Genomic DNA, 22,065 nt, shown 5'->3' with positions numbered 1-22,065 from the left:
CCTGAACGGTCAGTTCCTGGCCTGCTCCACAAGGCCCGCAATAACGTCGCGAACCGACATGCCTTCCGCACGCGCTGCAAATGTCAGCGCCATGCGGTGTTCCAGAACAGGCTCTGCCAGCGCGTAGATATCGTCCAGCGATGGTGCGAGACGGCCTTCGTATAGTGCGCGCGCACGGGCCGTCAGCATCAGAGACTGGCCGGCACGCGGTCCTGGTCCCCATGCAACGTTCTTGTCGGTCAGTTTGTTGCCATGGCCGGGGCGGGCGGAGCGTACCAGCGCCAGAATGGCATCCACCACCTTGTCGCTGACCGGCATCTGGCGAATAAGCGTCTGGATTTCAACGAGGCGGTCGCCTTCGATCATGCGGCGGGCCTCGCCTGATGCCGTACCTGTCGTGTCGAGCAGGATTTGACGTTCTGCAGCAAGGTCGGGGTAATCGACATCGACCTGAAGCAGGAAGCGGTCGAGCTGTGCTTCCGGCAGCGGATAGGTGCCTTCCTGCTCCAGCGGGTTCTGGGTGGCCAGAACGTGGAAGGGCTTCGGTAGGTCGAAACGCTGGCCAGCGACGGTAATGTGATATTCCTGCATGGCCTGCAAAAGGGCGGACTGGGTACGTGGGGAAGCACGGTTGATTTCATCCGCCATCAGCAGCTGGCCGAAAATCGGTCCCTTGATGAAGCGGAACGAGCGGCGACCGCTTTCATCCTGATCCATGACTTCGGAGCCGAGAATATCGGATGGCATCAGGTCCGGCGTAAACTGGATGCGGTTGGCATCGAGCCCGAGGACTGTGCCGAGCGTGGTGACGAGCTTTGTCTTGGCAAGACCGGGAACACCGATCAGCAGCGCATGGCCGCCGGACAGAATGGCGAGAAGCGTGTTCTGCACCACCTTTTCCTGCCCGAAGATGACCTTGGAAACTTCCGCCCTGACAGCCGCGATATCCGACAGCGCCTTTTCGGCAGCGGCAATGATCGCCTTTTCGTCGAGGGTTTCGCTGGTATTCATCATGCCCATATCGCTCTCCTCAAACTAAAGACGCGCATCGTCTCGTTACCGGTCATCACTCGCATACAGGACGCATTTGGCGCTGCCTATAGCTTATTGCCATCTGGCCCGCTGACAAGCATCCTTTGAATGACTATCTCGTTACCCATGTCAGAGACTTCAATAGGTGACAAAGCAGGGCTCGAATATGGCGGTTGAGACGATAAATTCGGCGAAAGATGCAGCAGGGCTTGCCGCGATGATTTCCCACGCAGCCGAGCAGACGGGCGATAAAAGCCGTGGGCCGGCCCCCGTCGAGCGCTGGAACCCGCCCTTTTGCGGCGATCTGGATATGGAAATCCGAGCCGATGGCACATGGTTCTACATGGGCACGCCCATCGGCCGCGCCCCGCTTGTGCGGCTGTTTTCCACCGTTTTGCGAAGGGATGAGGACGGCAAGACCTACCTCGTAACACCTGTGGAAAAAGTCGGCATCCGCGTGGTGGACGCGCCTTTCATTGCTGTGGAGATGAATGTGGGCGAAAAAGACGACGCACCGCTTCTGACCTTCCGCACGAATGTGGGTGATGTGGTGGAAGTCGGTGCAGAGCATCCGCTGCGTTTCGAAATCAGGGGAGAAAACAAGGAGTTGAAGCCCTATCTTCTGGTGCGCGGACGGCTTGAGGCCCTTGTCTCGCGGGCGGTGATGTATGATCTGGTGGAACTGGGTGAAGTGATAGAAATCGATGGAAAAGACATGTTTGCTGTGCGCTCTGGCGGCGAGATTTTTCCTGTGATGCCTGCCGATGAACTGGATGCGCTTTCCCGATGACTTCTGATGTAATGACGTTTTCCGCCGTCGATTTCCGGCGTCGCGTGCTTTCGGATGGCGAGGGCGTGGCCGAGCGGGAGGACGCTGATCATGGCGACCATGTTCTCAACCCCGGTGTGCGGCTGACGGGCGAGGGCGTTCGCCTGAAAGATGCCGCCGTGCTGGTGCCGGTTGTGGATTATGGCGATGAGGCGCGGGTCATTTTCACACAGCGCACGTCGACACTTCGCAAGCATTCCGGCCAGATTTCCTTTCCCGGCGGCGGTATCGACAAGGAAGATCGCTCGCCTGAGGATGCGGCTCTTCGTGAGACGGAAGAGGAAATCGGCCTATCCCGTTCTTATGTCGAGACGGTGGGGCGCTTGCCGGATTATATTTCCGGCACGGGCTTCCGTATCAAATCGGTGCTGTCAGTGGTCAAACCCGGCTTCGATCTTACCCTCAACCCGACTGAAGTGGACGAGGTCTTCGAGGTGCCGCTGTCATTTCTGATGAACCCGAAAAATCACAAGCGCGGTAGCCGCATCTTTCAGGGGAAGGAGCGGTTTTTCTACGAAATGCCCTATGGCGAGCGTTACATTTGGGGCATTACGGCGGGCATCATGCGCAGCATTTACGAAAGGTTCTATTCATGAGCAACATTGCCGGACAGGACTGGTTTTCAAAACCTAGTCTTCAGCGGATTTTGGCGCTTTTGAATGCCGATGGCGGTGAAGGCCGCATCGTGGGCGGTGCCGTACGCAACGCGCTGATGGGTATGCCCGTGGGCGATATCGACATGGCAACCACGCTGCCGCCGCAGGATGTGGTTGAGCGCGCCAAGGATGCTGGTATCAAGGCCGTACCAACGGGCATCGAACACGGCACGGTAACGCTGGTGCTGGATGGTGAAGGCTTCGAGGTCACCACGCTGCGTCGCGACGTGGAAACCGACGGCCGCCATGCGCAAGTGGCTTTCGGCACTGACTGGACAGAAGATGCGCAGCGGCGTGACCTGACCATCAACGCTCTCTACGCCGATGCTTCTGGCGATGTGATCGACTTGATCGGCGGCCTGCCGGATATCGAGAAGCGCAATGTCCGTTTCATCGGTGATGCAGACCAGCGCATATCAGAGGACTACCTTCGCATTCTGCGCTTCTTCCGCTTTTTCGCCTATTACGGTTCGGGTCGGCCCGATGCCGATGGGCTGCGCGCGAGTGCACGCGCCAAGGACAAGATTTCGACGCTCTCGGCAGAGCGCGTCTGGAGCGAAATGAAGAAGCTGCTGGCCGCAGACGATCCCTCACGAGCGCTTTTATGGATGCGCCAGTCCGGCGTCCTCACGCAGGTTCTGCCGGAAACGGAGAAGTGGGGCATCGATGCTATCCATGGTCTGGTGGCGGCAGAGCAGGCACTGGGCTGGAAGCCGGATGCGTTGGTGCGGCTTGCCGCCATTGTGCCGACGGATGCGGAGCGGGTGGATGCGATGACGTCCCGGCTGCGTATGTCGAACGCGGAAGGCAAACGCCTGAAGCAATGGGCAACTTCACCTAACGTCGATCCAACGATGACTGATGCGGCTTTTGACCGTCTGCTGTATCGGCAGGGTGTGGAAGGCGTTGTCTTGCGGCTGAAGCTGGCGCTTGCGGCGGCTCGGGCCGACGTCTCTGCAGGCGAGGCGGCGATGCAGAAGATTGCGCGCTTCTCGACCTTGCTGGAGCGCGCTCAGAAATTCCAGCGCCCTAGCTTTCCGCTGACCGGTGCCGACGTGCTGGCAGCCGGTGTTGCACCTGGTCCGAGGGTGGGTGTGATTTTAAGCGAGCTTGAGGAGAAGTGGATCGAGTTCAACTTCTCACTCGACCGGGCAGCTTTGACCGCCCGGCTGGAAAAGGCCCTCAACAATCAGGCCTGAATGGTGCTTTCATCGCGAATGCGGGTCTTGATGTTCTCGACCATGTTTTCGCGGATGACGGTTTCGCCGTGTTCCTGACGAAGATGATCCACCGTGCGGCGCACGACTTCTGCGTCCTCGTCAGCACGTGTGTGCCATTCACAACCCGGCACCAGGGTTCCACATTCAAACAGTCTCATCATATGCCTCCCTCTGTGAAATGCCGGGGCAGACCTTTCGATTGAAAGGCTTTGCCCCTGCTCACCAACAAACGGGTAGGAGAGATAGAAGGTTCCGTTTCAGACCTTTTCAGGCATTGCCCAGCAATGGAAAACGGAAGATGTGGCGGCAGCTGGTACATTCGTCAGCTCCACCCGGTCGTCATTGGCGGCAGCTTCATTGGCAAGCTTACGCTTGACCTGCTCGACGTAAAAGGAATGGGGCAATTCGCGATCTCCCGTCGCGCGCATTTCCGCTGCCAGACGATCGATCAATTCAGGTGTGGGTATGGCGCGGGATGGATCATTACCAACCGCAGATATGGGCATGCTGTTCGAAGTAATCATGACGATAGCTCCTCCAGTCATCAACGGAATGGAGCCTATCACCAGAGATGTCTTTTCATAAGAGCTAATTTTCTAAAATCTGCTCCGAAAAGACTAACAAAGATCAAACTTTTCGTGATTTTTTAGAGCCCGTGCTTCAACTCGAAAAATTGAAGCGAGGCCAGCCGCCCAAATCTTACGGCCAGCGCACCACCGGCGGAAGTGATGACAGAATCGAATCCACATTGCCGCCCGTCTTCAAGCCGAAAATCGTGCCGCGGTCATAGAGCAGGTTGAACTCCACGTAGCGTCCGCGGCGGATCAGCTGTTCGTCGCGATCCTCTTCCGTCCAGGGCTGGTTGAAGTTGCTGCGCACGATCTTCGGATAGACCAGATTGAAGGCGCGCCCGACATCCTGCACGAAGGCGAAATTGGCGTTCCAGTCGCCTTTTTCCTCATCCGGGTGCAGCCAGTCGAAAAAGATGCCGCCGATGCCGCGCGATTCATTGCGGTGCTTAAGATGAAAATATTCGTCGCACCATTGCTTGTAGCGCGGATAATCGGCCACCGCGTGGCGATTGCAGGTAATTTCAAAGACGCGGTGGAAGATGAGGCTGTCATTGTCATCCTGCGTGCGGCGTCGGTCGAGAACCGGCGTCAGGTCCGCCCCGCCGCCAAACCAGTGGCTGGAGGTGACGACCATGCGCGTGTTCATATGCACGGCAGGAACATTGGGGTTCACAGGGTGGGCAATCAGCGAAATGCCGGATGCCCAGAAGCGCGGGTCTTCTTCCGCGCCGGGAATCTGGCCGCGAAATTCCGGCGAAAATTCGCCATGGACGGTGGATGTGTGGACGCCGACCTTTTCGAAGACGCGGCCTTCCATCATCGACATCTTGCCGCCACCGCCTTCGCCGCCGTCACGCTGCCAGTCCTTTTGTATGAAACGGCCGGGCGGCTGGTCGGAAAGCGGACCCTGCAACTCGTCTTCGATGGCTTCGAAGGCGCTGACGATAGTGTCGCGCAGGCTTTCGAACCATGCCTTGGCCAGCGCCTTCTTGTCCTCGATGTCGTCGGGCAAGCCTTTCGGCAAATCTGGCCGTTCCATATCCGATGTCCTTCAAGTCGAATCGTTGCGTCCCGCCCGGTTTATCAGCCACGCGGCAGAGACACAAAACTGAATTGCGCCGGGGTGGCGATGTTGACACAAAGGTGTTGCGGCACGATAGTCGGGTATTACCTTTTTATACCTGAGGATCTCTCATGCCTGGACCCCATCCCGTTGCGGTAAAGCTCGACCCGGATGTCCACGCCCGGATGCGAAAGCTGGCCGAAACACAGCATCGTTCCACCCATTATCTGATGCGCGAAGCAATCGCTCAATATGTCGAGCGGGAAGAAAAGCGTGAGTCGTTCCGGCAAGAGGCTTTGGCCGCATGGTCTGCCTATCAGGAAAATGGCCTGCATATAAAGCAAGGTGAGGCGGATGACTGGCTTGCTGAGCTTGAAGCCGGGAAGGATGTGGAACCGCCTGAATGCCACAACTGATATGGACGCCGGAGGCGCTGCGTGCCGTTCAGCGCTGCTATCGTTTTCTTGCGCCCAAGAACCCGGATGCGGCATCCCGCGCCCTTAAAACCATCCGGGAGCAGACGCGGATTTTGGCGGCTCACCCCGCCATAGGGCGACCTGCCGATAAAATGTCACCGGAATTTCGAGAGTTACTGATCCCGTTCGGTGAAAGCGGCTATGTCGCTCTCTACCGTTTCGATGGGGATATGGTCGTGGTCCTGACCGTGCGGCATCAGAGTGAGGCAGGATATTCCTAAGCGAAGGATGAGCCCGTCAAATCCGTTTGTCCGCCGCGCGCAGGCGACTTTCTCCCAGCACGCCGCCCTGATCGAGAATGGGGTGGGCGACGGAAACGATGTGGGCGTTGATGCGCTTGAGGTCGCGCAGCATATCAAGATGCAAAGAGCTGGTTTGCAGGCTCTGCATCAGGCCATCGCGCAGGCGCTCCAGATGTCGGCCTGACGACTGTTTTTCCAGCCGTCTGATATCGATCTTGATTTCCATCAGGCGGCGGGCGAGGTCGAAATCGCCGGTGACGAAAATGCTCTGGGCGGCGCGCAGATTTTCGATGGTCATATCGAACAGCGTCTTCAGCTCGTCATAGCCTTCATCGGAGAATTTGAAGCCGTTGGAAATCTTCTTGCGGATTTGTTCGGCCAGTCCCTTCTCAACGATATCGCCGATATGCTCAAGATTGATGGCGTAATCGATGATGGTGATGGATCGGCGAGCATCATGCTCATCCAGTCCCTTGCGGCCCAGCTGGGAGAGATAAATCTTCACATCCTGCTGGCGCGTATCGACCTTCTTTTCGAGCGCGATGATTTCGGCAAGCGGAGCGAGATCATTGTGCTTGAAGGCGTTTTCGGCGCGGATCAGCATGCGCTCGATGGTATCGCCAACGACAAGAACTTCGCGTGTCGCATTGGCCAGCGCCACGACCGGCGTGTCGAGCGCATCGGCATCGAGAAAATGCGGGCCTTCGTCTGGTTGCGGATCATCAGGCACGATCTTTGCCATCATGTCCGAAATCAGGGCAGAGAAGGGCCATGCGATGGTGGCGAGAGCCAGATTGAAGATGAGATGCGCATCCACCGGCAGCATGGCCTGCGACAACGGAAGCATCTGGAGCAACTCTGTTCCGTAACCGACAAGCGGCAGGGCAATAGCGCAGCCCACCGTCCTCACCACGAGATTGCCGATAGTGATGCGGCGAGCCGATGCAGGTGATGAGAGAGTTGCAACCACCGGCGGGATCGCGCCGCCGAGATTGGCGCCCAGAATCAGCACGATGATGAGACCGGTGGACAGAATGTCGGCTGATGCCAGCGACAGGATGAGGACTACGACAGCCAAGCTGGAAGATGAGATGAAGGCCAACGCTGCCGAAAGAAGCAGGGCGACGGGCCATGCGTCATCCAGCAAGCCGATAAACGCGCCGAGTGCCGGAGAATCGCGCATTGGCTCCGTCGCGGCGCTGAGCAGATGCAGAGACAGCAGCATAAGGCCGACACCGACCAATGCCGTGCCGCTGCCCTGACGCGCGCTGGAGGTGCCTTTGCGCACAATCAGGCCGGTAAGGATGAGCAGGGGAGACAGCCACGCGACGCCGGTTGCAAAAATCCAGGCGGTGACGGCAGTGCCGATATTGGCGCCGAGCAGCACGACCTGCGCCATCCTAGGGCGGATGAGATCACGCTCTGCGAAGGAAGCGACGGTCAATGCCGTCGCAGTCGAACTTTGCAGGGCGATGGTGGCGAGAAAGCCTGATAGCAGTGAGCGCGGGCCGCTCTTGGTGCCGGTGGCCAGCACTGTTCTGAGTTTGACGCCGAAGGCGCGCGTGACGCCATCCTTCACCTGTGCGAGGCCGAACAGCAGCAGCGCCACAGCGCCCAGCAGATTGACGATAATGATGGTGGATTGCATGCTTGATCGCCCTCCTTCCGTCAGTATTTTTATTGTGTTCCCATTGCCTTGCCCGAAACCGTTTCGCTTTCGGACGACATGCTGCGCGGAAAGTTTTCGGGGGCAAGAATCTTTAGTTGGCTAATAAATATAGGCCTGAAATACCGCGTCGTACAGGGCTGATTACGACATTTTGAAGCGCAATGGCGATGGCCGGCTTTACGCCCACGCCGTCTGGCGCAAGGCCTCTCCGGCAACCATCGCCGCCGACATGGCGACATTGATGGAGCGTTGGCCCTCCATCATCGGAATGATCAGCCGCTCATCGGCCTTGTCATGCACATGGTCAGGCACCCCAGCGCTTTCGCGCCCGAAAAGCAGAATGTCATCGGCACGGTAGGCGACATCCACATAGGGCAGGGCGGCCTTGGTGGAGGCAAGAATCAGCCTGCGTCCGGTGGAGGCGCGCCATTCCTCGAACCGCTCCCAGTTAACGTGGCGGGTGAGCGAGGCGGTGGTGAGATAATCCATTCCGGCCCGTTTCAGATTGCGGTCGGAAATGTCGAACCCAGCCGGTTCGATGATGTCAACGCCGATGCCGAGGCAGGCGGCGAGGCGCAGAATGGTGCCGGTATTGCCGGGAATATCCGGTTGGTAGAGAGCGATCCTGATATCGGGCATGGCATGGTCTTTCGCGTGGCACTGCGCCGGGACTTATCACGACGGAGAATGTGGAAACAAGCAAGCTGCACAACCGGGGCTGTTGTCACGCAGACACACTCGCGTGTTACGGCCTGTTTTGCGAGGTTTGAGGCGGTTTGGTGCTGGTCAATGCATATTTTTTGAGCTACAAGGGCGCATCTTTCAACACCAGCCACGGAGGTTCAGATGAATAAGCTCGTTCTATATCGCCTCCCGGCCATTGTAGTGCCTTTACAGGCCTAGGTGTTTCTCGCGGTTCACCCGCAATTTCCTTGTTTTAGATTCGTCATGTGGCTGTTGTGGCCATATTCCATTTTCTTCCCGTGCTGGCTTTGGGAGCTTTTTTTGCCCCGCGCCGTTTTTTCGGGATATGTCTGTCCGGAGCTAGGCCATGTTCGGCTGGTTTGAAAAACGTCTCGATCCATTTCCCGCATCCACGCCCGTCGTGCCGCCAGCCAAGCTGCTGCCGTTCATGTGGCATTATATCCGGCCTGCGGCACCCTGGTTGCTGCTGCTGGGCCTGATGTCCATGGGCATCGCGGTTGCCGAAGTGATGCTCTATCAGTTCCTTGGCAATATCGTGGACTGGCTGTCGTCTGCCAACCGGGAAACCTTCCTGCAGGACGAGGGCTGGCGTCTTGTCGTCATGGCCTCCATCGTGCTGGTTGCCCTGCCGTTGATGGGCTCCATCCACACCATGACCATGCACCAGACGTTGGCTGGAAACTTCGGCATGATTGCCCGCTGGCACATGCACCGCTTCCTGCTGCGCCATTCCATGACGTTTTTCGCCAACGAGTTCGCAGGCCGCGTCTCCACCAAGGTCATGCAGACCGCGTTGTCCATCCGCGAAGTGGCGCTGAAGGTCATCGACGTTTTCGTCTACGCCATCAGTTTCGTCGGCTCCATGCTGTTCATGGTGGCTGCGGCGGACTGGCGCTTGGCCCTGCCACTCGTCTTCTGGCTGGTGGTTTATATCGCGATCCTGACCTATTTCGTGCCCAAGCTCGGTCGTCTGGCCAGTGAGCAGGCAGATGCGCGCTCGCTGATGACGGGCCGGATCGTGGACAGCTACACCAACATCGCTACCATCAAGCTGTTTTCCCATGCGGGCCGCGAAGAAGTCTATGCGCGCGAAGGCATGAATGTGTTTCTGAACACCGTTCACCGGCAGATGCGCCGCATCTCGGCCTTCAACATCGCCATCGATATCAACAATGCGCTGGTGATGTTCTCGACCACATCACTCGGTCTGTATTTCTGGATGATGGGGTCGGTCTCGGTTGGTTCCGTGGCGGTGGCTATTGGCCTGTCCATGCGCGTCAATGGCATGTCGCAGTGGATCATGTGGGAAGTCACGTCGCTGTTTGAAAACATCGGCACGGTCTATGACGGTATGAACATGATGTCCAAACCGCACGACATCGTGGATGCCGCCAACGCACCTGCACTTTCCGCGCATAAGGGCGAAATCCGTTTCGACGACATTCGCTTCCACTATGGCAAGAACAAGGGTGTGATCGAAGGCCTGTCGCTGGATATCAAGCCGGGCGAAAAGGTCGGTCTGGTCGGTCGCTCGGGCGCGGGCAAGACGACGTTGATGAACCTCTTGCTGCGTTTCTACGATCTGGAGTCCGGCAAGATTCTCATCGACGGACAGGACATTTCCAACGTGTCGCAGGATAGCCTGCGCTCGCTGATCGGCGTTGTTACGCAGGATACCTCGCTGCTGCACCGGACCATTCGCGAAAACATCGCCTATGGCCATCCCGGCGCATCCGACGAAGAGATCATCGCGGCGGCAAAACGTGCCAATGCCTGGGACTTCATCGAAACACTTGTCGATATGCACGGCCGCCAGGGTCTGGATGCGCAAGTGGGCGAACGCGGCGTGAAGCTTTCCGGCGGCCAGCGCCAGCGTATCGCGATTGCGCGCGTGTTCCTGAAGGACGCGCCGATCCTAATCCTCGATGAGGCGACCTCGGCGCTCGACTCCGAAGTGGAAGCGGCCATTCAGGAAAACCTGTTTGCGCTGATGGAAGGTAAAACCGTCATCGCGATTGCTCACCGTCTCTCCACCCTGACGGAAATGGACCGCCTGATCATTCTCGACATGGGCAAGATCGTCGAGGCTGGCACGCATCAGGAGTTGGTGGAGGAGGGCGGTATCTATGCCGACCTGTGGCTGCGCCAGTCAGGTGGGTTCATTGCGGATGAGGAGCAGGGTATGAAGGCGGCGGGAGAGTAGGCTTCGGCCTCTCGGTAGATGTTTTTTTGTCATGCTCGGGCTTGTCCCGAGCATCTGCTACGTCGCAATTTTGGATACGTGAGTGGATCCTCGGGACAAGCCCGAGGATGACGAAAGAGTATGTCGCGGCGTCAGCGATCCATTTGAGCGAGCGACGGTTTCAGGCGCATTATCCCACCTCATTACCAAAATATAATCTCACTCCCGCTTTGCCCATGCCCCGATTCCGCCTATATCAAAACCATGGTCATCACCCGTATTTTTCGCTTTTTCGAGAACTGGATCAAGCCCTTCGCCCGCAAGGACGATCTGCGTCCGCCGGAAGATACTTTTGCTTTCATCTGGTTCTATCTTAGGCAGGCCAAGACGCCGTTTTTTGCCATGCTCATTCTGGGTGGCCTGACAGCGGCCATTGAGGCGGCGTTGTTCTGGTTTGTCGGGCGGTTGGTTGATATTCTGTCCACCGTCAAACCGGGCGAGGGCTGGGCGGGGCTGATTGCCGGGCACGGTTATGAACTGATCGGCATGCTGTTCCTCATCGCGGTCGTGCGCTTTCTCGTGACCATGGTCACGGCGCTGGTCGATCAGCAGATCATTACGCCCGGCTTTTACAATCTCGTGCGCTGGCAATCCTATATGCATGTGGCGCGGCAATCGTTGACCTTTTTCCAGAACGATTTTTCCGGTCGCATCGTCACCAAGGTCTGGTCGGGCGGGCAGGCGGCGGGTGATCTGGTGACGTCGCTGATGGAAAGCGTGTGGTTTGTCGGCATCTATTCTGTCTCGATGCTGCTTTTGATCGGTGGGCTGGACTGGCGTCTGGCCATGGTCGTACTTGTCTGGGTCGGCATATTCTCCATGTTGGCGCGTTATTTCGTGCCGCGCATCCGCAAACATTCGCGCGAAACGGCGGAAGCCGCCTCCATGTTGTCGGGCCGTATGGTGGATGCCTACAGCAACATTCAGACGCTGAGACTGTTTGGGCGTGACGACGCCAATGACCGTTACATGCGCCAGGGCTTCGATATTTTCCAGAACACCACCATGATGTTCACACGCTTCATTACCGGCGTGCGCGCGTCCATGGCGCTCCTGTCTGGCATCATGATCACCTCGATGGCGGCGCTCTGCATCGATCTCTGGCTCTCTGGCAAGATCAGCTCCGGCGCGGTGGCCTTTACGCTGGCCTTGGTGCTGCGGCTGAATTTTCTGCTGGGCCGCCTGATGACGCAGTTCAACGGCATCATGCGCAATTTCGGCACGGTGCAGAACGCAGCCGAGCTGATTTCGCAGCCCGTCGGTCTTGTCGATGTTCCGAATGCGCCGGATTTAGTCGTGGCCAAACCAAGCATTCGCTACGAGAATGTCAGCTTCCATTATGGCCGCAGCAAAGGCGTCATCGACAGTCTCAGCCTCGATATCGCGCCGGGAGAAAAGGTCGGTATCGTAGGCCGGTCGGGGGCCGGCAAGTCCACGCTCGTCAATCTGCTGCTGCGTTTCTACGATGTCGAGCAGGGCCGTATTCTGATCGATGGGCAGGATATCGCCCGGGTCAGTCAGGAAACCTTGCGCGCCCATATCGGCATGGTGACGCAGGATACCTCGCTGCTGCACCGGTCCATTCGCGATAACATCATGTTCGGGCGGATGGATGCCAGCGAAGAGCAGTTGCTCGCCGCCATACGCCGCGCCAAGGCGGATGATTTCATCGAACGTCTTGAAGACCAGCGTGGGCGCAAAGGCTTGGAAGCCCATGTGGGCGAGCGTGGCGTCAAGCTTTCCGGCGGTCAGCGCCAGCGCATCGCCATTGCCCGTGTCATGCTGAAGGATGCACCGATATTGGTGCTGGATGAAGCGACCTCGGCTCTCGATTCCGAGGTGGAAGCGGCCATCCAGAGCAATCTGGATGAGTTGATGCACGGCAAGACCGTTCTGGCCATCGCGCATCGCCTGTCCACCATCGCCGCGCTGGACCGGCTTATCATCATGGATGCAGGGCGCATCGTGGAGCAGGGCACCCACACGCAGCTTGTGAATAGCGGCGGGCTTTATTCCGAACTCTGGGCGCGTCAATCGGGCGGTTTTCTCGATGCCGACGAGACGGTTCCTACGGTTTAAGACCCAGCAATAGCGAAATCCGCCACCAGTCCGTAATGGTTGGAGCCGTGATTGTCCGGCAGGCGCTCCAGTTTCATCAGGGTTGCCGGTTTGCGGGCGAAGATGTGGTCGATGGCGATGCCGAACGGCCCGGCGTCGATGGGCCATGTGGCCGGTTCCCACTGCGCCTTCTTCAGATCCGTCGCCAGCAGGAATTCCCTCATGTCAGGCGCAATGCTGGCAGAATTGAAATCACCACCGAGAATGAGCGGGCCTGTGACCGAGGAGATCGCGGAGCGGATGCGGCTCAGCTCGTTGCGGTGATAGTCATCGAAATAGGGTTTTGCCAGATGCGCTGCCGCCAACGTGAGCTTGATGCCATCAATGTCGATCATCGCCATGGCGAAGCGCTCGCGGCTGACATAGCTCAAACTGCCGTTGCGGGCGTTCTCCAACGGGCGTTTGGAAAGAATCAGCAGGTCGCAGTTTTGCGTGCCCACGCCGCAGCCGATGCGGTAGGGGTAGGTCTGGCTTAAACGGGGCAGGGCGGTCGCTACTGCGTCGGCCTCCATCACATAGGCCACGTCGGCATTGGATGCCAAAATCGTATCGGCAATTGATTCGGCGTTGCCCGGGTTCTCCCTCAGTACGTTGAAGGACAAAAGCCGGAAAGATTTTGCGCCTGCGGGCGCATAGGCGTCCGTCACGAACTCCTGGTGCATATACAGCGCATGCGCGCCCAGCATGAAAGCCCAGGCCAGAAGCACGATGAAGATGCGGGATCGAAGGACCAGAAGGCATAAAAGCGCGCCAAATGCCGCGAGAACGGCAATATGCAGCTGAAAGCTGTTGACGAAGGCCAGCAGCCAGAAATCACCGACATATCGGATACTTATAAGAAGAAGCGCAAGTGCGAGCGCAAAGGACCCGCCACAGGTGAGCCTAGCTTTCAAAATCAAAACCCCGCTGATCGGCTCTCCCTGATTCTGATTAGCATGCGCGATTTGGGTGCACAATGTTGCAGGATGGACAGCAGAGCCGGAAAAGGCGGAGAAAAATAGCCCGGCAAGTCAGAATTACGGCAGCTTTGTGTGCTTTCCTCTTGCCAAGGTCCGCCATATTTTGCGATCAAGCAGAATAGGCGCGATTTATCGTCGCGCACTGACCAGGGCAAGGGGGATCGAGTTTGTCCTGGATCAAAACATAGCTGGAGGACTCATGCGACTTTCAACAAAATTAGCGCAGAGGATGGTGTAGCGGTGAGCGAGCACGTAAATGACCATGACGCCTCGGGTGAACCGACCCGTCGCGATTTTCTTTATCTTGTGACTGGTATGGCGGGTGCTGTCGGCGCTGCTGCCGTGGCCTGGCCCTTCATCGACCAGATGCGTCCCGATGCGTCCACCCTGGCGCTTGCATCCATTGAAGTGAATGTCGCCAGCGTCGAGCCGGGCATGTCCCTGACTGTCAAATGGCGCGGCAAGCCGATCTTCATTCGTAACCGCACGCAAAAAGAGATCGACGAAGCCAACGCTGTTGCGCTGACCGATCTGAAAGATCCCGTCGCGCGCAACGCCAACCTCGATGCCGCCGCACAGGCGACCGATGTTGATCGTTCCGCAGGGCAGGGCAAGGAAAACTGGATCGTCATGATCGGTTCCTGCACGCATCTTGGTTGTGTTCCGCTGGGTCAAGCCGGCGATTTCGGCGGGTGGTTCTGTCCCTGCCATGGCTCGCACTACGATACGGCGGGCCGCATTCGCAAAGGCCCGGCGCCGGAAAACCTGCATATTCCGACCTTCGCATTCACATCCGATACCGTGATCAAGATCGGATAAGGGGACATTTGAAATGAGTGGTCATTCCAGTTACCAGCCCTCGACCGGTATCGAAAGATGGGTCGACTCCCGCCTGCCGCTGCCGCGCATGGTCTATGACAGTTTCATAGCCTATCCGGTGCCGCGCAACCTGAACTATGCCTACACCTTCGGCGCCATGCTCGCCGTCATGCTGATCGTGCAGATCCTGACCGGCGTCGTGCTGGCCATGCATTATGCCGCTGAAACGACGGTTGCCTTCAACTCCGTTGAAAAGATCATGCGCGATGTGAACCACGGCTGGCTGCTGCGCTACATGCATGCCAACGGTGCGTCCTTCTTCTTCATCGCCGTCTACCTGCACATTGCCCGTGGTCTCTATTACGGCTCCTACAAGGCACCGCGTGAAATCCTCTGGATTCTCGGCTGCGTCATCTTCCTTCTGATGATGGCTACCGGTTTCATGGGTTACGTTTTGCCCTGGGGTCAGATGTCCTTCTGGGGTGCGACGGTTATTACCGGCTTCTTCACCGCCTTTCCGGGCGTGGGTGAGTGGATCCAGCAGTTCCTGCTCGGTGGCTTTGCCGTTGATCAGCCAACGCTGAACCGCTTCTTTGCGCTGCATTACCTTCTGCCCTTCATGATCGCAGGGGTCGTTATTCTGCACATCTGGGCGCTGCACGTAACAGGCCAGACCAACCCGACCGGGGTTGAAGTCAAGACGAAGACGGACACGGTTCCGTTTACGCCTTACGCAACGTTGAAGGATGCGCTCGGCGTTTCCGTCTTCCTGCTCGGCTATGCCTGGTTCGTCTTCTACATGCCGAACTTCCTCGGCCACCCAGACAACTACATCATGGCGGACCCGCTGAAGACACCGGCGCATATCGTGCCGGAATGGTACTTCCTGCCATTCTACGCCATGCTGCGTGCCATCACCTTCAACATCGGCCCAATCGACTCCAAGCTGGGCGGCGTTCTGGTGATGTTCGGTGCCATTGTTGTGCTGTTCTTCCTGCCATGGCTGGACACATCCAAGGTTCGCTCGGCTGTCTATCGTCCCTGGTACAAGCTGTTCTTCTGGATCTTCGTGGTCGACTGCATCATGCTCGGCTGGCTGGGTTCGCGTCAGCCTTCGGACCTCTACACGCAGATGGCTCTGTTCGGCACGATCTACTACTTCGGCTTTTTCATTATCATCATGCCACTTCTCGGCCTGTTTGAAACGCCAAGGCGTATTCCGAATTCGATCACCGAGGCCGTTCTGGAAAAGAACGGCAAGACCGCTGCCGCCCCCGCGGCTGCCGTCAAGATATAAGTGCGAGAGAAGGACGCTTACAATGAAAAAGCTTGTAACGAGCATCGCGCTTATCGCTGCCATGAGTGGTTTTTCTTCTGCGGGTTTCGCCGCAGAAGAGGGGCATGACCTCAAGGAACTGACCGAACATGCAATTGCGGGCGGGCACTTCCCCATCCTCAAGCCGCATGAAGAAAAATGGTCCTTTGCAGGGCCCTTCGGAAAATACGACAAGGGCCAGCTTCAGCGTGGATTGAAAGTCTACAAGGAAGTCTGTTCCGCCTGCCACTCGATGAGCCTCGTATCGTTCCGTACGCTGGAAGATCTGGGTTACTCGGAAGATCAGGTCAAAGCCTTCGCTGCCGAATATGAAGTGCAGGATGGTCCGAATGCGGATGGCGAGATGTACACCCGCAAGGCTGTGCCCTCAGACCATTTCCCATCGCCCTACCCGAACCATGAAGCAGCGGCTGCCTCCAACGGCGGTGCGGCACCACCTGATATGTCGCTGCTGGCGAAAGCCCGTGGCGTCGAACGCGGCTTCCCGACATTCCTCGTCGACATGATCCCGATCGTCGGTGGATATCAGGAAGGCGGGCCGGATTACATCCACGCGCTGCTCAACGGTTATCAGGACGCACCCGAGGGCGTTGAAGTTGCCGAAGGTACACACTTCAACCCATACTTCGCCAGCGCCTCCGCCCTCAAAATGGCCCCGCCCATCAGCGCCGATCAGGTGACCTATGATGACGGTGCGCCACAGACCGTGGAGCAATATTCCCATGACATCGCGGCCTTCCTCATGTGGGCGGCAGAACCGCACATGGAAGAACGCAAGCGCACTGGCTTCATGGTCATCGTGTTTCTTTTGATCTTCACGGCACTGATCTATCTGACGAAGAAGTCCGTATATTCCAGAAAAGAACACTGAACTTTGAGACGAAACTAAAGGCGGCCGAAAGGCCGCCTTTTTGCTTTATAGAAGAATTTTCGCCAGTTCGCGCTCACAGGCCATTTGATCGAGTGAGCCGAGTGTTCCCAGCCTCCTCAGAATGAGTTCATTGGGAATGGTTGCGAAGCGCCATCTCACGAGGCATGTCTGGGGCAAGCCTGCTGCATCGAGATCGCCAAGAACAACGTCACTCGGCCACGATGATGCTTTCGCCGTCGTAATCATGGCCACAAGGGTGGAAGCGTTCTCTCTGTTAAAATTTTGACCTGATATCACCACCGTCGGGCGACGCTTGATGACGGGAACATCGGCGAAGGGAAAGGGCACGACAATCGTCGTATAGCGCTCACAGATCACGAAATGCTTCCTCGTCTTCCTTGCTCTCCCACTCTGGGAAAAGGCTGGAAATGTTGACGAGGTAATCGTCTTCAAGCTTGACCTCACGCAGCGGAATACGTTCTCCTTTGCGCTTTCGGTACCAGTTGCTCCATACCGTCTTCATCTGCCCTTCCGGGCGAATTGCTTCGGTAGGACGACCATCACGACCCGTTTTCATCCGCACCCACCCACCGACGACGCCATCGGCTTCGAGATTGATATGCTCGTTGTCGCTCAGCCCACGAAGGCGGTCTCGAAGCTTGTCGCCGTCTATGTGCTTGAACCAGATAGCGACATCTGTGATCTGAACCTGAAATGCCATCGTTCTTCTCCTGCAGGCAGCCAAATTCTACAGGGGGTGTAGGGGGGGTGTCAATCATGGAGGCCGCGGGCGTTTTCGTTCTCTTTAAATGGTCTTTTCTGTTTGTCCGGACGAGCCAAGTTGATAGTGTGCGGCGAAATTATTCTGTCACTTTCTAAATCGGAAATTCCATGACCGTTATCGCTTCGGAGCTTGCTGCCGCCATTCGTTCCATTCCCGACTATCCGAAGCCGGGGATTATCTTTCGTGATATCACCACGCTGCTGGGCAATCCGCGTGCCTTTCGCCGGGCGGTGGATGAGTTGGTGCAGCCCTATGCTGGTACGAAAATCGACAAGATTGCTGGCATGGAAGCGCGTGGCTTTATTCTAGGCGGCGCTGTCGCGCACCAGCTTTCCGCCGGTTTCGTGCCAATCCGCAAGAAGGGCAAGCTGCCGCACACCACTGTGCGCGTGGCTTACAGCCTGGAATACGGTGTCGATGAGATGGAAATGCATGTGGACGCCGTGCAGCCAGGCGAGAAGGTCATTCTGGTGGATGATTTGATCGCAACCGGTGGAACCGCGGAAGGTGCGGTGAAACTGCTGCGCCAGATGGGGGCAGACATCGTCTCAGCCTGCTTCGTCATCGATCTCCCGGATTTGGGCGGGCGCAAGAAGCTGGAGGATCTGGGTGTGGAAGTGCGCACGCTGGTCGAGTTTTCCGGGCACTGATTGTTGCATCTGGCAGGGGTCTTTTCATTGCAAAAGCTCATGGAATTCAAAACATGGCTGTTTCGATTTTTGAAATATGCCTGGTTGCGTCCAAGAGCCTGGAGCGATGACACCATCAACGGCCGCAATGTCGTGGTCGTTGGCTCAGCCCCTGTCTCGTCCAAGCCCTTTGATTTTGATGAAAGCTACCTCGTCATATCCGTGAATGCCTCGCAGATCGTTGCGAAGGGTTGGGGCGTTGAAAAGCCCGACATCACGCTGATGATGTTTCACCAGATCGAGGGGAAGTACAAGAACGCACAGGAAGTGCGCCGCGTGCTGAATGGCGAGAGCACCGGCAGCCTTTATCTGCTGCTTTGGCGGCACGATCTTGCGCGGCTGAAAGCGGGGCTGACCCGTATCAATTACGGCTATGATAGATTGTCGATCGTCGATCGCTTCAGCCGTGTCGCACTCGTCCGCGCCATGACCGGCAAGTTGAATTTCGAGGTCAGCCCGGAATCGAAATATTCAAACGGTGTCATCGCGGTCATGCTTGCGCTGCAAAGCGGAGCGAAGCGCGTCGTCATCGCTGGTATCAACCCAGCCTCGACCGGACATATCTATAATGCCGAAAACCTGCACCGCAAACATAGCGGCCCCGATCTGGAGGCGCTGAAACACATGCAGCAGGCGGGGCTACCCGTCTATACGGCGGATGCCGCAGTGGCAGACGCTACCGGGTTGCCTTTGTGGAAGCCAGAGATTGCGGGCAGTTGATCTGCCCGTTACTCAAACTCCAGCACATTGCTCTCAAATCGCACCACCATCTCGCCGTGTTGATTGACGCCTTCGTTGAGCGTGGTGTTCATCAGCATGCCAGGGCGTGAGGCCAGCGGTCGGGATGCGGTCAGCGTGGTGAAATAGGTGACGTCGTCGCCGGCATAGACCGGGCGCAGCCATTTGAGATTGCGGATACCGGGCGAGGGGCCGAGTTTGGGTGGCTCTATGCCTTCGGATATCAGGCGTTTTGCCTCGGTGGTCCAATAGCTCAGAAAACACTTCATCCATGAGGCGCTGGTTTGCCAGCCGGAGGCGCAGAGGCCTTCGAAGACCGAGTTCTTCGCCGCTTCCGCATCCAGATGAAAGGGTTGCGGATCGAATTTTTCCGCGTAGCGAATGATGGATTCTGCGGAAAAATGCACGGTGCCGAGTTCGAGCCGGACGTTACTTGGATAAAGCTCGATGAACTTCATGCGCTCGCTCCTGCCGTTGCGGTGGCCAGCATGGCGTTTAGCTCGACCACGCAGACGAGGTCGCCGCGCTGGTTTTGCAATTCATGGCGCAGCTTGACCACGCCCATGCCGGGCCGCGTTTTCGATACGCGCTGCTCGATAACCGTCGTTGTGCCGCTTAGTGTATCGCCGGCGAGAACCGGCTTCTTCCACTCCACGACATCCACACCCAGCCCCGCCTGAGAGGGCGAGCCACTGATATAGCTGTCCACCGTCATACGCATCAGCATGCCGCATGTGTGCCAGCCGGAGGCGGCGAGGCCGCCGAGAATGCTGGCCTTGCCTGCTTCTTCGGAAAGATGCATCGGCTGGGGGTCGAATTCGGAGGCAAATCCGATGATTTCTTCCGCCGTCACCAGTTTCGGCCCCAGCGGGAACTGACGCCCGGGCGTGAAATCCTCAAAAGCATATGTCACCGGCGAACTCCTCCTCCGCAGTTTTATAAGCAAAACCTACCGTAACTTTGCCTTTTACGTAAAGGTAAAATTATTGATGACCCGCGCAAAAATCGTGATGAAAACAAAAGGCCCGCGACAAGGTGCGGGCCGGTTTTGTCGCTGGGCTGGCTTAGAGCATTCCCATCCAAAGAGGAAACGCTTCAGGTGTTGAAGCGGAAGTGAATGACGTCGCCGTCATGCACGACATATTCCTTGCCTTCGTCACGGCCCTTGCCCGCTTCCTTGGCGCCGACTTCACCCTTGAAGGTGACGTAGTCGTCATAGGCGATGGTGAAGGCGCGGATGAAGCCGCGTTCAAAATCCGTGTGGATCACGCCGGCAGCGCCCGGAGCCTTTGTGCCGCGCACGATGGTCCATGCGCGCGTTTCCTTAGGGCCAACGGTGAAGTAGGTGATGAGGTCGAGCAGGTGGTAACCGGCGCGGATCAGGCGGTCGAGACCGGCTTCTTCAAGACCGAGAGCCGACAGGAATTCCTTGGATTCTTCCTCAGGAAGCTGCGCGACTTCGGATTCGATGGCGGCGGAGATGATGACGCATTCCGCGCCCTGCGTCTTTGCCATTTCGGCAACGGCCTTGGTGTGCTCATTGCCATCGACAGCGTCGGCTTCCGCCACGTTGCAGACGTAAAGAACCGGATGCGAGGTCAGAAGGTTGAGGCCCTTCAGCACTTCGATCTCGTCAGCAGCCAGCGTCTTCAGCAGCAGGCGGGCAGGCTTGCCCTCGTTCAGCAGCTTGATCACCGCTTCCATGACGGGAAGCTGCGCCAGCGAATCCTTGTCCTTGGACGAGGCGCGCTTGCGGGTCTGCTCAACGCGACGCTCAAGGCTTTCGAGGTCGGCCAGCATCAGTTCCGTTTCAATCGTATCGGCATCGCCGACCGGGTTGATGCGACCTTCGACATGGGTGATGTCATCATCTTCAAAGCAGCGAAGGACGTGCACGACGGCATCGACTTCGCGAATGTTGGCGAGGAACTTGTTGCCCAGACCTTCACCCTTGGAGGCTCCGCGTACCAGACCGGCGATATCCACGAAGGAGATGCGGGTGGGGATGATTTCCTTGGAACCGGCAATATCGGCCAGCCCTTTCATGCGCGGGTCGGGCACGGCCACTTCGCCGGTGTTGGGCTCAATGGTGCAGAAGGGATAGTTTGCCGCCTGCGCCGCTGCCGTTTTCGTCAGCGCGTTGAAAAGTGTGGACTTGCCGACATTGGGCAGACCGACGATACCGCATTTGAAGCCCATGGCTCGAACCTGTCTCTATCTCAAAAATTCCGTTGCCAGCCTTTTGCGGAATGGGCAGGGCAAGGTCAAGCCTTGTTGCCGGAAACGACAAGGATTCCCGCAAAAGACATGGCTCATATGGCCGGTTGGTCCCAGCCGAACCAGCCGGAGATTAGCGCCCAGCCGCCATAGATGATGGCGCCGCTGGTGAGAACGGAGAGTACGGCAAGTCCAAGCCCGGTCAGCACTGCCATATCATCCTTCTGAGCCAGCCCAAGCGCGATGGCCAGAACGGCGAGGCCCGGAAGCATGTTGCCGAAGGGAATAGGCAGCGCGATCAAAACCGCCATCAGGAAAATAACGATGCCAATGCTGATGGGGCCGAGATGTTCCGCCAGAACATGGCCGCGTGGCCGCAACAAGCCCTCCAGCTTCGCCAGCCGCGGCGCAGCCTTCTCAGCCGTAATTTCGATCAGTGAACGAGAGACGGATAGGCGACCGAGAAAACCCGGTAGCATCAGCTTCCGGGAACCAAACATGATCTGGAGCGACAAAATGGCCAGTGCCGTTCCAAAGATCATGCCTGCAGGAATGCCGGGCGTGGGAATGATTGCGGGGATGGCAAACACCAACAGAACGAAGGCAATCGCCTTATCGCCCAGCTTTTCCAGCAGGCCCGCCAGCGTCACCTTTTCAGGCAAGTCTTCGGCCAGCCGCTTCAGCGCCGCTGCCATGGTGTGATGCTGCGCGGTTTCATCCATGTGCAAGGGTTTTCTGCTGCTCGGATGCGGATCGGGAAGGGGCGTCGGATGTTTTCATCAGCGTGAAATGGGGATGCGGCGCAAAGTTTCAAGCCGCATCGAGACT

At 57.6% G+C, this 22,065-nt stretch carries 25 protein-coding genes; 12 read left to right on the top strand and 13 right to left on the bottom strand.

Translation table 11 applies throughout. The features are described from left to right. Positions 1–9: 9 nt before the first annotated feature. Positions 10–1,020 (bottom strand): AAA family ATPase, encoded by a 1,011-nt coding sequence (locus tag AC27VJ_RS19955; protein ID WP_062448843.1) that lies wholly within the window; start codon positions 1,018–1,020, stop codon positions 10–12. A gap of 178 nt (positions 1,021–1,198) precedes the next feature. Between AC27VJ_RS19955 and AC27VJ_RS19950 the strand changes: the two genes are divergently transcribed. The 3 genes from AC27VJ_RS19950 to AC27VJ_RS19940 are packed head-to-tail and all read left to right on the top strand — an operon-like array spanning position 1,199 to position 3,716. Beyond that, a complete protein-coding gene (locus AC27VJ_RS19950) occupies positions 1,199–1,822 on the top strand; it encodes a DUF1285 domain-containing protein (RefSeq protein ID WP_488685464.1) in 624 nt (207 codons plus the stop codon). Then, on the top strand, positions 1,819–2,457 hold the full coding sequence (locus tag AC27VJ_RS19945) for an NUDIX hydrolase (RefSeq protein ID WP_488685463.1): 639 nt from the start codon (positions 1,819–1,821) through the stop codon (positions 2,455–2,457). The genes AC27VJ_RS19950 and AC27VJ_RS19945 overlap by 4 nt, the downstream gene beginning before the upstream one ends. Then, positions 2,454–3,716: a CCA tRNA nucleotidyltransferase gene (locus AC27VJ_RS19940; RefSeq protein ID WP_488685462.1), complete on the top strand. Its 1,263-nt coding sequence runs from the start codon at positions 2,454–2,456 to the stop codon at positions 3,714–3,716. Before AC27VJ_RS19945 ends, AC27VJ_RS19940 begins: the two co-directional genes overlap by 4 nt. Here the strand turns inward: AC27VJ_RS19940 and AC27VJ_RS19935 are convergent. The 3 genes from AC27VJ_RS19935 to hemF all read right to left on the bottom strand — a co-directional run bounded on the left by AC27VJ_RS19935 (position 3,707) and on the right by hemF (position 5,348). Further along, the gene (locus AC27VJ_RS19935; RefSeq protein WP_113088511.1) at positions 3,707–3,895 is read right to left on the bottom strand and encodes a DUF1059 domain-containing protein; all 189 of its coding nucleotides are present in this window, start codon (positions 3,893–3,895) and stop codon (positions 3,707–3,709) included. The two genes, AC27VJ_RS19940 and AC27VJ_RS19935, sit on opposite strands and share 10 nt — an antisense overlap. 99 nt (positions 3,896–3,994) lie before the next feature. Then, positions 3,995–4,261 carry a hypothetical protein gene (locus tag AC27VJ_RS19930; protein WP_488685461.1) on the bottom strand — a complete coding sequence of 89 codons (267 nt, stop codon included), beginning with the start codon at positions 4,259–4,261 and terminating at the stop codon, positions 3,995–3,997. Between the two features lie 175 nt (positions 4,262–4,436). Then, positions 4,437–5,348: an oxygen-dependent coproporphyrinogen oxidase gene (gene hemF / locus AC27VJ_RS19925; protein ID WP_488685460.1), complete on the bottom strand. Its 912-nt coding sequence runs from the start codon at positions 5,346–5,348 to the stop codon at positions 4,437–4,439. Positions 5,349–5,503: 155 nt separating this feature from the next. Between hemF and AC27VJ_RS19920 the strand changes: the two genes are divergently transcribed. Both AC27VJ_RS19920 and AC27VJ_RS19915 read left to right on the top strand, forming a co-directional pair. Next, the gene (locus AC27VJ_RS19920; protein ID WP_488685459.1) at positions 5,504–5,788 is read left to right on the top strand and encodes a CopG family ribbon-helix-helix protein; all 285 of its coding nucleotides are present in this window, start codon (positions 5,504–5,506) and stop codon (positions 5,786–5,788) included. Next, positions 5,776–6,069, top strand: coding sequence for a type II toxin-antitoxin system RelE/ParE family toxin (locus AC27VJ_RS19915; RefSeq protein WP_488685458.1), 294 nt, complete (start codon positions 5,776–5,778; stop codon positions 6,067–6,069). The genes AC27VJ_RS19920 and AC27VJ_RS19915 overlap by 13 nt, the downstream gene beginning before the upstream one ends. Positions 6,070–6,085: 16 nt before the next feature. On the opposite strand, the gene AC27VJ_RS19910 is transcribed toward AC27VJ_RS19915, so the two are convergent. Beyond that, entirely contained in the window at positions 6,086–7,738 is a 1,653-nt protein-coding gene (locus AC27VJ_RS19910; protein ID WP_488685457.1) for a Na/Pi cotransporter family protein, read from the bottom strand. Positions 7,739–7,936: 198 nt separating this feature from the next. Further along, entirely contained in the window at positions 7,937–8,398 is a 462-nt protein-coding gene (locus tag AC27VJ_RS19905; protein WP_488685456.1) for a tRNA (cytidine(34)-2'-O)-methyltransferase, read from the bottom strand. A 412-nt stretch (positions 8,399–8,810) separates the two neighbouring features. Here AC27VJ_RS19905 and AC27VJ_RS19900 point away from each other — a divergent pair, with 412 nt between their 5' ends. After that, positions 8,811–10,667, top strand: coding sequence for an ABC transporter ATP-binding protein (locus AC27VJ_RS19900; protein ID WP_488685455.1), 1,857 nt, complete (start codon positions 8,811–8,813; stop codon positions 10,665–10,667). A 243-nt stretch (positions 10,668–10,910) separates the two neighbouring features. Further along, positions 10,911–12,785 carry an ABC transporter ATP-binding protein gene (locus AC27VJ_RS19895; protein ID WP_488685454.1) on the top strand — a complete coding sequence of 625 codons (1,875 nt, stop codon included), beginning with the start codon at positions 10,911–10,913 and terminating at the stop codon, positions 12,783–12,785. Here the strand turns inward: AC27VJ_RS19895 and AC27VJ_RS19890 are convergent. Beyond that, positions 12,782–13,717: an endonuclease/exonuclease/phosphatase family protein gene (locus AC27VJ_RS19890; RefSeq protein WP_488685453.1), complete on the bottom strand. Its 936-nt coding sequence runs from the start codon at positions 13,715–13,717 to the stop codon at positions 12,782–12,784. The genes AC27VJ_RS19895 and AC27VJ_RS19890 overlap by 4 nt on opposite strands. Before the next feature lie 306 nt (positions 13,718–14,023). Between AC27VJ_RS19890 and petA the strand changes: the two genes are divergently transcribed. Genes petA through AC27VJ_RS19875 form a run of 3 tightly spaced genes read left to right on the top strand, consistent with a single transcriptional unit; the run spans position 14,024 to position 16,809 of the window. Continuing rightward, complete coding sequence (gene petA, locus AC27VJ_RS19885; RefSeq protein ID WP_113088521.1) at positions 14,024–14,602, top strand: ubiquinol-cytochrome c reductase iron-sulfur subunit; 579 nt, start codon at positions 14,024–14,026, stop codon at positions 14,600–14,602. 13 nt (positions 14,603–14,615) lie between these two features. Next, positions 14,616–15,899 carry a cytochrome b N-terminal domain-containing protein gene (locus tag AC27VJ_RS19880; RefSeq protein WP_113088522.1) on the top strand — a complete coding sequence of 428 codons (1,284 nt, stop codon included), beginning with the start codon at positions 14,616–14,618 and terminating at the stop codon, positions 15,897–15,899. Between the two features lie 22 nt (positions 15,900–15,921). Next, positions 15,922–16,809, top strand: a complete 888-nt coding sequence (locus AC27VJ_RS19875; protein WP_488685452.1) for a cytochrome c1 — start codon at positions 15,922–15,924, stop codon at positions 16,807–16,809. A gap of 45 nt (positions 16,810–16,854) precedes the next feature. On the opposite strand, the gene AC27VJ_RS19870 is transcribed toward AC27VJ_RS19875, so the two are convergent. Next, complete coding sequence (locus AC27VJ_RS19870; protein ID WP_353577335.1) at positions 16,855–17,187, bottom strand: type II toxin-antitoxin system PemK/MazF family toxin; 333 nt, start codon at positions 17,185–17,187, stop codon at positions 16,855–16,857. Next, positions 17,177–17,530, bottom strand: a complete 354-nt coding sequence (locus AC27VJ_RS19865) for a hypothetical protein (RefSeq protein WP_488685451.1) — start codon at positions 17,528–17,530, stop codon at positions 17,177–17,179. The genes AC27VJ_RS19870 and AC27VJ_RS19865 overlap by 11 nt, the downstream gene beginning before the upstream one ends. A 170-nt stretch (positions 17,531–17,700) precedes the next feature. On the opposite strand from AC27VJ_RS19865, the gene AC27VJ_RS19860 reads away from it, so the two are divergent. Further along, positions 17,701–18,243, top strand: a complete 543-nt coding sequence (locus AC27VJ_RS19860) for an adenine phosphoribosyltransferase (RefSeq protein WP_077106284.1) — start codon at positions 17,701–17,703, stop codon at positions 18,241–18,243. Positions 18,244–18,282: 39 nt separating this feature from the next. Continuing rightward, entirely contained in the window at positions 18,283–19,002 is a 720-nt protein-coding gene (locus AC27VJ_RS19855) for a membrane-anchored protein (protein WP_488685450.1), read from the top strand. Between the two features lie 8 nt (positions 19,003–19,010). Here the strand turns inward: AC27VJ_RS19855 and AC27VJ_RS19850 are convergent, their stop codons facing one another. From AC27VJ_RS19850 to AC27VJ_RS19835, 4 genes are all read right to left on the bottom strand, one after another. Next, positions 19,011–19,478, bottom strand: a complete 468-nt coding sequence (locus tag AC27VJ_RS19850; RefSeq protein WP_488685448.1) for a MaoC family dehydratase — start codon at positions 19,476–19,478, stop codon at positions 19,011–19,013. Continuing rightward, positions 19,475–19,933, bottom strand: coding sequence for a MaoC family dehydratase (locus AC27VJ_RS19845; protein WP_488685447.1), 459 nt, complete (start codon positions 19,931–19,933; stop codon positions 19,475–19,477). The genes AC27VJ_RS19850 and AC27VJ_RS19845 overlap by 4 nt, the downstream gene beginning before the upstream one ends. Positions 19,934–20,115: 182 nt before the next feature. Next, a complete protein-coding gene (gene ychF, locus AC27VJ_RS19840; protein ID WP_488685446.1) occupies positions 20,116–21,219 on the bottom strand; it encodes a redox-regulated ATPase YchF in 1,104 nt (367 codons plus the stop codon). 113 nt (positions 21,220–21,332) lie between these two features. Then, the gene (locus AC27VJ_RS19835) at positions 21,333–21,959 is read right to left on the bottom strand and encodes an exopolysaccharide biosynthesis protein (protein ID WP_488685445.1); all 627 of its coding nucleotides are present in this window, start codon (positions 21,957–21,959) and stop codon (positions 21,333–21,335) included. Positions 21,960–22,065: the final 106 nt, after the last annotated feature.

Source organism: Agrobacterium sp. 20P9.1.2 (genome assembly GCF_057799395.1).
The sequence above is the reverse complement of the archived record's forward strand: the minus strand, read 5'-3'. Positions and strand labels throughout refer to the sequence as shown.